The sequence below is a fragment of the Pararhodobacter sp. genome (genome assembly GCF_036802785.1).
In the GTDB taxonomy this organism is placed as follows: Bacteria; Pseudomonadota; Alphaproteobacteria; order Rhodobacterales; family Rhodobacteraceae; genus Pararhodobacter.
The window spans coordinates 1-5,229 of the sequence record NZ_DAIRVN010000126.1; the positions used below are offsets into that span (position 1 = coordinate 1).

General features: G+C 61.4%; 7 protein-coding genes. 5 read left to right on the top strand and 2 right to left on the bottom strand.

What is annotated here, in order from left to right:
* Positions 1-65: 65 nt before the first annotated feature.
* Positions 66-959 carry a UTP--glucose-1-phosphate uridylyltransferase GalU gene (gene galU / locus V7Q53_RS22905; RefSeq protein WP_333831308.1) on the bottom strand — a complete coding sequence of 298 codons (894 nt, stop codon included), beginning with the start codon at positions 957-959 and terminating at the stop codon, positions 66-68.
* 140 nt (positions 960-1,099) lie between these two features.
* Complete coding sequence (cysQ, locus tag V7Q53_RS22910; RefSeq protein WP_333831309.1) at positions 1,100-1,897, bottom strand: 3'(2'),5'-bisphosphate nucleotidase CysQ; 798 nt, start codon at positions 1,895-1,897, stop codon at positions 1,100-1,102.
* Between the two features lie 120 nt (positions 1,898-2,017).
* On the opposite strand from cysQ, the gene V7Q53_RS22915 reads away from it, so the two are divergent.
* From V7Q53_RS22915 to V7Q53_RS22935, 5 genes are all read left to right on the top strand, one after another.
* Positions 2,018-2,836, top strand: a complete 819-nt coding sequence (locus V7Q53_RS22915; RefSeq protein WP_333831310.1) for an ABC transporter permease — start codon at positions 2,018-2,020, stop codon at positions 2,834-2,836.
* Positions 2,837-2,845: 9 nt separating this feature from the next.
* Positions 2,846-3,451, top strand: a complete 606-nt coding sequence (locus V7Q53_RS22920; protein ID WP_333831312.1) for an SH3 domain-containing protein — start codon at positions 2,846-2,848, stop codon at positions 3,449-3,451.
* A gap of 86 nt (positions 3,452-3,537) precedes the next feature.
* Positions 3,538-3,996, top strand: a complete 459-nt coding sequence (locus V7Q53_RS22925; protein WP_333831314.1) for a YaiI/YqxD family protein — start codon at positions 3,538-3,540, stop codon at positions 3,994-3,996.
* The gene (locus V7Q53_RS22930; RefSeq protein WP_333831315.1) at positions 3,993-4,925 is read left to right on the top strand and encodes a DMT family transporter; all 933 of its coding nucleotides are present in this window, start codon (positions 3,993-3,995) and stop codon (positions 4,923-4,925) included. Before V7Q53_RS22925 ends, V7Q53_RS22930 begins: the two co-directional genes overlap by 4 nt.
* Positions 4,926-5,009: 84 nt before the next feature.
* Positions 5,010-5,229, top strand: a 220-nt coding sequence (locus tag V7Q53_RS22935; protein ID WP_333831317.1) for an H-NS histone family protein, incomplete at its 3' end; no start/stop codon positions are given.

Sequence of the window (5,229 nt, forward strand, 5' to 3'; positions counted from 1 at the left end):
GGGGTGAATTCGTGCAAAGCACGAAGAGGGGGCGGCAGCCCCCTCCTTACCGCCCTCGCTGGCGTTTATTCAGCAGCCTGACGCATCGCCATCATGTCATAGATATAGCTTTCCAGCTCATCCCGCAGTTCTTCGCGCGCCAGACCAAAGGCGATGGTGGCCTGCAGATACCCGGCTTTTGAGCCGCAATCGAACCGCCGCCCCTGAAAGCGGAAACCATAAACATTGCCCGAATTGCGGATTTCCTTTTCAATCGCATCGGTCAGCTGAATCTCGCCGCCTGCGCCCTTCTGATGGCTGTCAAGGTTGCGCAGCACCTGCGGCGACAGGATGTAGCGGCCGATCACGGCCAGATTTGACGGCGCGGTGCCCGGCGCAGGTTTTTCCACCATGCCCTGCACCGGCATCACCGGGCTGATCGAGGCGGGCACATCCAGCACCCCGTAGGATGAGGTCTTTTCAGGCGCCACTTCCATCGCTGCAACCATGTTGCCGCCGGTCTCGGCATAGGCCTCGATCATCTGTTGCAGGCAGGGCTTGTCGGCGGCGATCACGTCATCGGGCAGCAACACCGCAAAGGGCTCATCACCGATCAGGTTGCGCGCGCACCAGACGGCATGGCCCAGCCCCAGCGCCTCACTTTGACGGACCGAGGCAATCTGGCCCGAATCCATATTCGTGGCCTGCAGGATTTCCAGAAGATCGGTCTTTCCCTTGGCTTTGAGCGAGGCTTCCAGTTCGGGCGCACGGTCAAAGTAGTCTTCCAGCGCGCCCTTGCCGCGCGAGGTGACGAAGATGAACTCGGTGATCCCGGCGGCGCGCGCCTCGTCGATCGCGTATTGAATCAGCGGGCGGTCAACCAGTGTCAGAATCTCTTTCGGAATCGACTTGGTCGCCGGAAGGAAACGGGTGCCCATGCCCGCAATCGGGAAGACGGCTTTGGTGACTTTCTTCTGCATCGAATCGTTACCTGTTCTGAAACACGCGGCTTGTTGCCGCCACTGGTTCAGATTTGATCGACGATCCGGGCAGGAATGCGGCGCAAAACGGTAATTCTGTTGCTCATTTAGAGACAATAAACCGCCTTGCGCCGCCCCGTTCAGTGCAGTGTAACCCCGGGTGCCATCGCCAGAAAGAACGGGTTGTCATAGCCCGGTTTGCCGTAGATCAGCGGCTTGTGGTCATCAAAGCGCAGAACCGTGCCGCCTGCCCCCAGCAGCACCGCATGCCCGGCGGCGGTGTCCCATTCCATGGTGCGGCCAAGGCGGGGGTAGAAATCTGCCTCGCCTGTCGCCACCAGACAGAATTTCAGCGACGAACCCGCGCTGGTCATGTCGCGTACGTTATACTGCGCGATATATTCATCCGTCGCCGCGTCCCGGTGCGATTTCGACGCCACGATCATCAGCGCGTCATTGTCCGGGGTGCTGACCTTCATCGGCGTCTGCGCGCCGGTCTGCGGGCCAAAGGGGCCGGTCTCTTCCACCGATTGGCCGTCGGCGCGGGTGTAGAACATGCGCTCTTTGGCCGGGGCATAGACCACGCCGCGCAGGGGCACGCCGTTTTCCACCAGCGCGATATTGACCGTGAAATCGCCGCGCCGCTGCACGAATTCCTTGGTACCATCCAGCGGATCGACGATGATGAAGCGCGCGGCGCTCTGGCTGTGGGTGGCGGCCTGTTCCTCGGTGATGACAAGGATATCGGGAAAGGCCGCGTGCAGACCGGCGCTGATCAGGGCGTCGGCGGCCTCGTCGGCCTCGGTCACCGGGCTGTCATCGGATTTCACGCGCGATTCGAATTCCGGGCGGCCATAGACCTCCATAATAGCCGCTCCGGCCTCCAGCGCGAGGGCGCGGAAGACGGTCTCGATCTTTTGATGAAAGGCGTCGGTCATGAAAGTCCCCTGTAACGGTGTGGCGGTTGATCGCCGCTGGCAATCGGATTATCCTTTGCGTCAACCCGAATGCAAGGTTCCCCGGCCACAATTCACCGGTGCAACCGCAAGGACGCGTAAATGCTCAGCAACCGCCGCAGCCAGTCGTCCCTGATTACGGGTTTCACCATACTGGAACTGATCTTTCACGCTGCCGTCCGCTCGATCCGCAAATCGCACGGAAACGCGTTGGTTGGCCTGATGATCAATATCGCGCAGACGCTGATACTGGTGCTGGTCTTTTACATGATGTTTCTCGTCATCGGATCGATGAACCGGGGTATTCGCGGCGATTTCCTGCTTTACGTCATGACCGGCATTTTCCTGTTCATGTGTCATGTCAAAGCGATGAGCGCGGTGGTCCAGTCTGAAGGGCCGACATCGCCGATGATGAAACATGCGCCGATGAATACCATCGTCGCTATCGGGGCGGCGGCGCTGGGGGAACTTTATATACAAATTCTCTCGATGACCGTTGTGCTGTTTCTGTATCACGCGATCTGGCAACCGCTTGAGGTGTTTGACCCCCTCGGCACGCTGCTCATGATGCTGCTGTCGTGGTTTTCAGGCGTGGCAATCGGCATGATCTTTCTCGCGCTCAAGCCCTGGGCGCCGTCGCTGGTGCCGCTGCTGTCGCAGATCTATTCGCGCGCGAATATGGTGGCGTCGGGCAAGATGTTCGTGGCCAATTCACTGCCCGGCTTCATGCTGCCTTACTTTGACTGGAACCCGCTGTTTCACACCATTGATCAGGCGCGCGGTTTTGCCTTTCTGAACTACACGCCGCATTACACCTCGGTCATCTATCCGGTTGTCATTTCGGTGGCGGCCCTGGTGATCGGGCTGATGGGTGAGTTTTACACACGCAAACACGCCTCCCTCAGCTGGGGCGCGAAATAGGAGCGGCTGATGCGCCACCTCTTGCTGATTTTCGTCCTGCTTTGTGCCGGGGCCGCTGCGGCGCAGGATTACCCATCGCTGCACCGCGTTACCGGCGTTGCCAGCAATGATGTGCTCAACATCCGCGAGGAACCTGCGGGAGGCGCCCCCATTATCGGCCAGTTCCGCCCCGGCCAACGCGGGATCGAGGTGATGGCGCTGTCTGAAAACGGGCGCTGGGGTCTTGTGAACAGTGGCGAGCGGGCGGGCTGGTCCTCCATGCGCTACCTGACGCGCGAGGGGGCGGGCAGCTGGCGCGACGGGCAGACAGCGCTGAACTGTCTGGGCACCGAACCCTTCTGGCGCATGCCCATCTTCCTGCCCACCCACCGGGCAGAGTTTCATGCGGCGGGTGAGGGCGGGTTTGAGCTGGTCACCGATACCGGCGCGCTGCCGACAACCGAATTTCCGCCAGTGCTGGCCATTCCGTTTTCCGGCACGCGTGAGGGTATGGCGGTGGTGCGCGGCGAGCTCTGCTCAGACGGGATGAGCGACATGGCGTTCGGGCTGCGGGTGCAGGTTTTCTGGCGGGGCGATACCGCAGGGCTTTCGGGCTGCTGCCGGATCAGCGACTAAGCGCCCTTGCGCCCGGATGGTGCGACAAGGGGTTGCCCGCTGGGGCCAGGTAGCGCAAGTTGCACCTGTTAAGCAACGAGGCCCCTTTGACCGCCCTGTATATTGATGCCGATGCCTGCCCGGTGCGCGAGGAAGCGTTGCGCGTGGCCTTGCGCCACGGGGTGGCGATGTATCTGGTGTCGAACGGCGGGATCCGGCCTGTGGATCACCCGCTCGTGCATATGGTCTATGTCGATCAGGGCGCCGATGCCGCCGACCGCTGGATCGCCGATCGGACAGGGCCGGGCGATGTGGTGGTCACGGATGATACGGTTCTGGCCGCCCGCTGCCTTGAGGGCGGCGCGCAGGTCATCAAGAACAACGGCGAGCCGCTGACGACCGCCAATATCGGCCAGGTTCTGGCCCTGCGCGACCTTGCCGCCGATCTGCGCGCCGCCGATCCGTTCCGGCAGGGCGGCGGCAAGCCCTTTGGCAAGCCGGACCGCGCGCGCTTTTCCGACCGGCTGGACCGCGCCCTGACCTCCGCGCGCAAGTCGGCCCCGTGATCGCTGTGCGGTCAACCGCGACAATCGGCGCGCTCTGCGCGCTGGGCGCGACAATGGGTTTCACCATGAACGACATGGCGGTGAAATACCTCAGCAGCGATTACGCCATGCATCAGGTGATCGGCATCCGCTCGGTCATCGCCATGGGAATCACGCTTTTGCTGATCATGCCGCTGACGGGCGGCTTTTCGCAGATGCGTACGCGCCGCCCCTTCACGCATGTCTTGCGCGGCCTGTTCGTGGTGGGCGCGAACATGGCGTTCTTCCTTGCGCTGGCCGCGATGCCGATGGCCGATGCCACGGCGATATTCTTTGTCAGCCCGATGATCATCGCCATCTTCTCGGTCATCTTCCTGAAAGAAACCGTCGGTCCGCGCCGCTGGATGGCGATCAGCCTTGGCCTGCTGGGGGTGCTGATCATGATCAGGCCCGGCTCTGACACGTTCAGCCCCATCGCCCTGCTGCCGCTTCTGGCCGCCGCCTCCTATGCCGCGCTGCACACGCTGACGCGCAAGCTGGGTGTTACCGAAAGCGCGGCGACGCTGGCGTTTTATATCCAGCTTACCTTTGTAACTTTCAGCGCCGTGGTGGGGCTGGCCATTGGCGACGGGCGCTTTGATACCGGCGGCCATGCCTCGATGGCGTTTCTGACGCGCGCCTGGGTCTGGCCTGCTGCCGCTGACTGGCCGTTCTTCGTGATTACCGGGGTGGGAAGCGCCATTGGCGGCCTGCTCATTTCGCAGGCCTACCGCCTGTGTGAAGCGGCGCTTGTGGCACCGCTGGAATATGCCGCCATGCCGATGGCCATTCTCTGGGGAGTTCTTGTATTTGGCGATTGGCCGGATTCATGGTCATGGGCGGGAATCCTCCTCATTATTTGTTCAGGTATTTATATGATCTGGCGTGAGACAAGAAATCGTGTAAAATAAATGTCTGAAACGCACAGGCGGCATTCAAATCCGGGTTTAGCCATCCGGTCTGACTGTCAGGCCTAATTGACCGGAGACCTACGAATGTTCGACCTTGAGACCCTTAATCTGAACGAGCTCAAACAACTGCAAAAAGATGTCACAGCGGCTATCGAGCAGTTCAAGGACCGCGAGCGCCGCAAGGCGCTGGCCGAGGTTGAGGCATTTGCCCGTGAACGCGGCCTGACGGTCGCCGATCTGAGCGAAATCTCGCTCAAGCGGAACCGCAAGCCCGCCGCACCGAAATATGCCAACCCCGCCGACA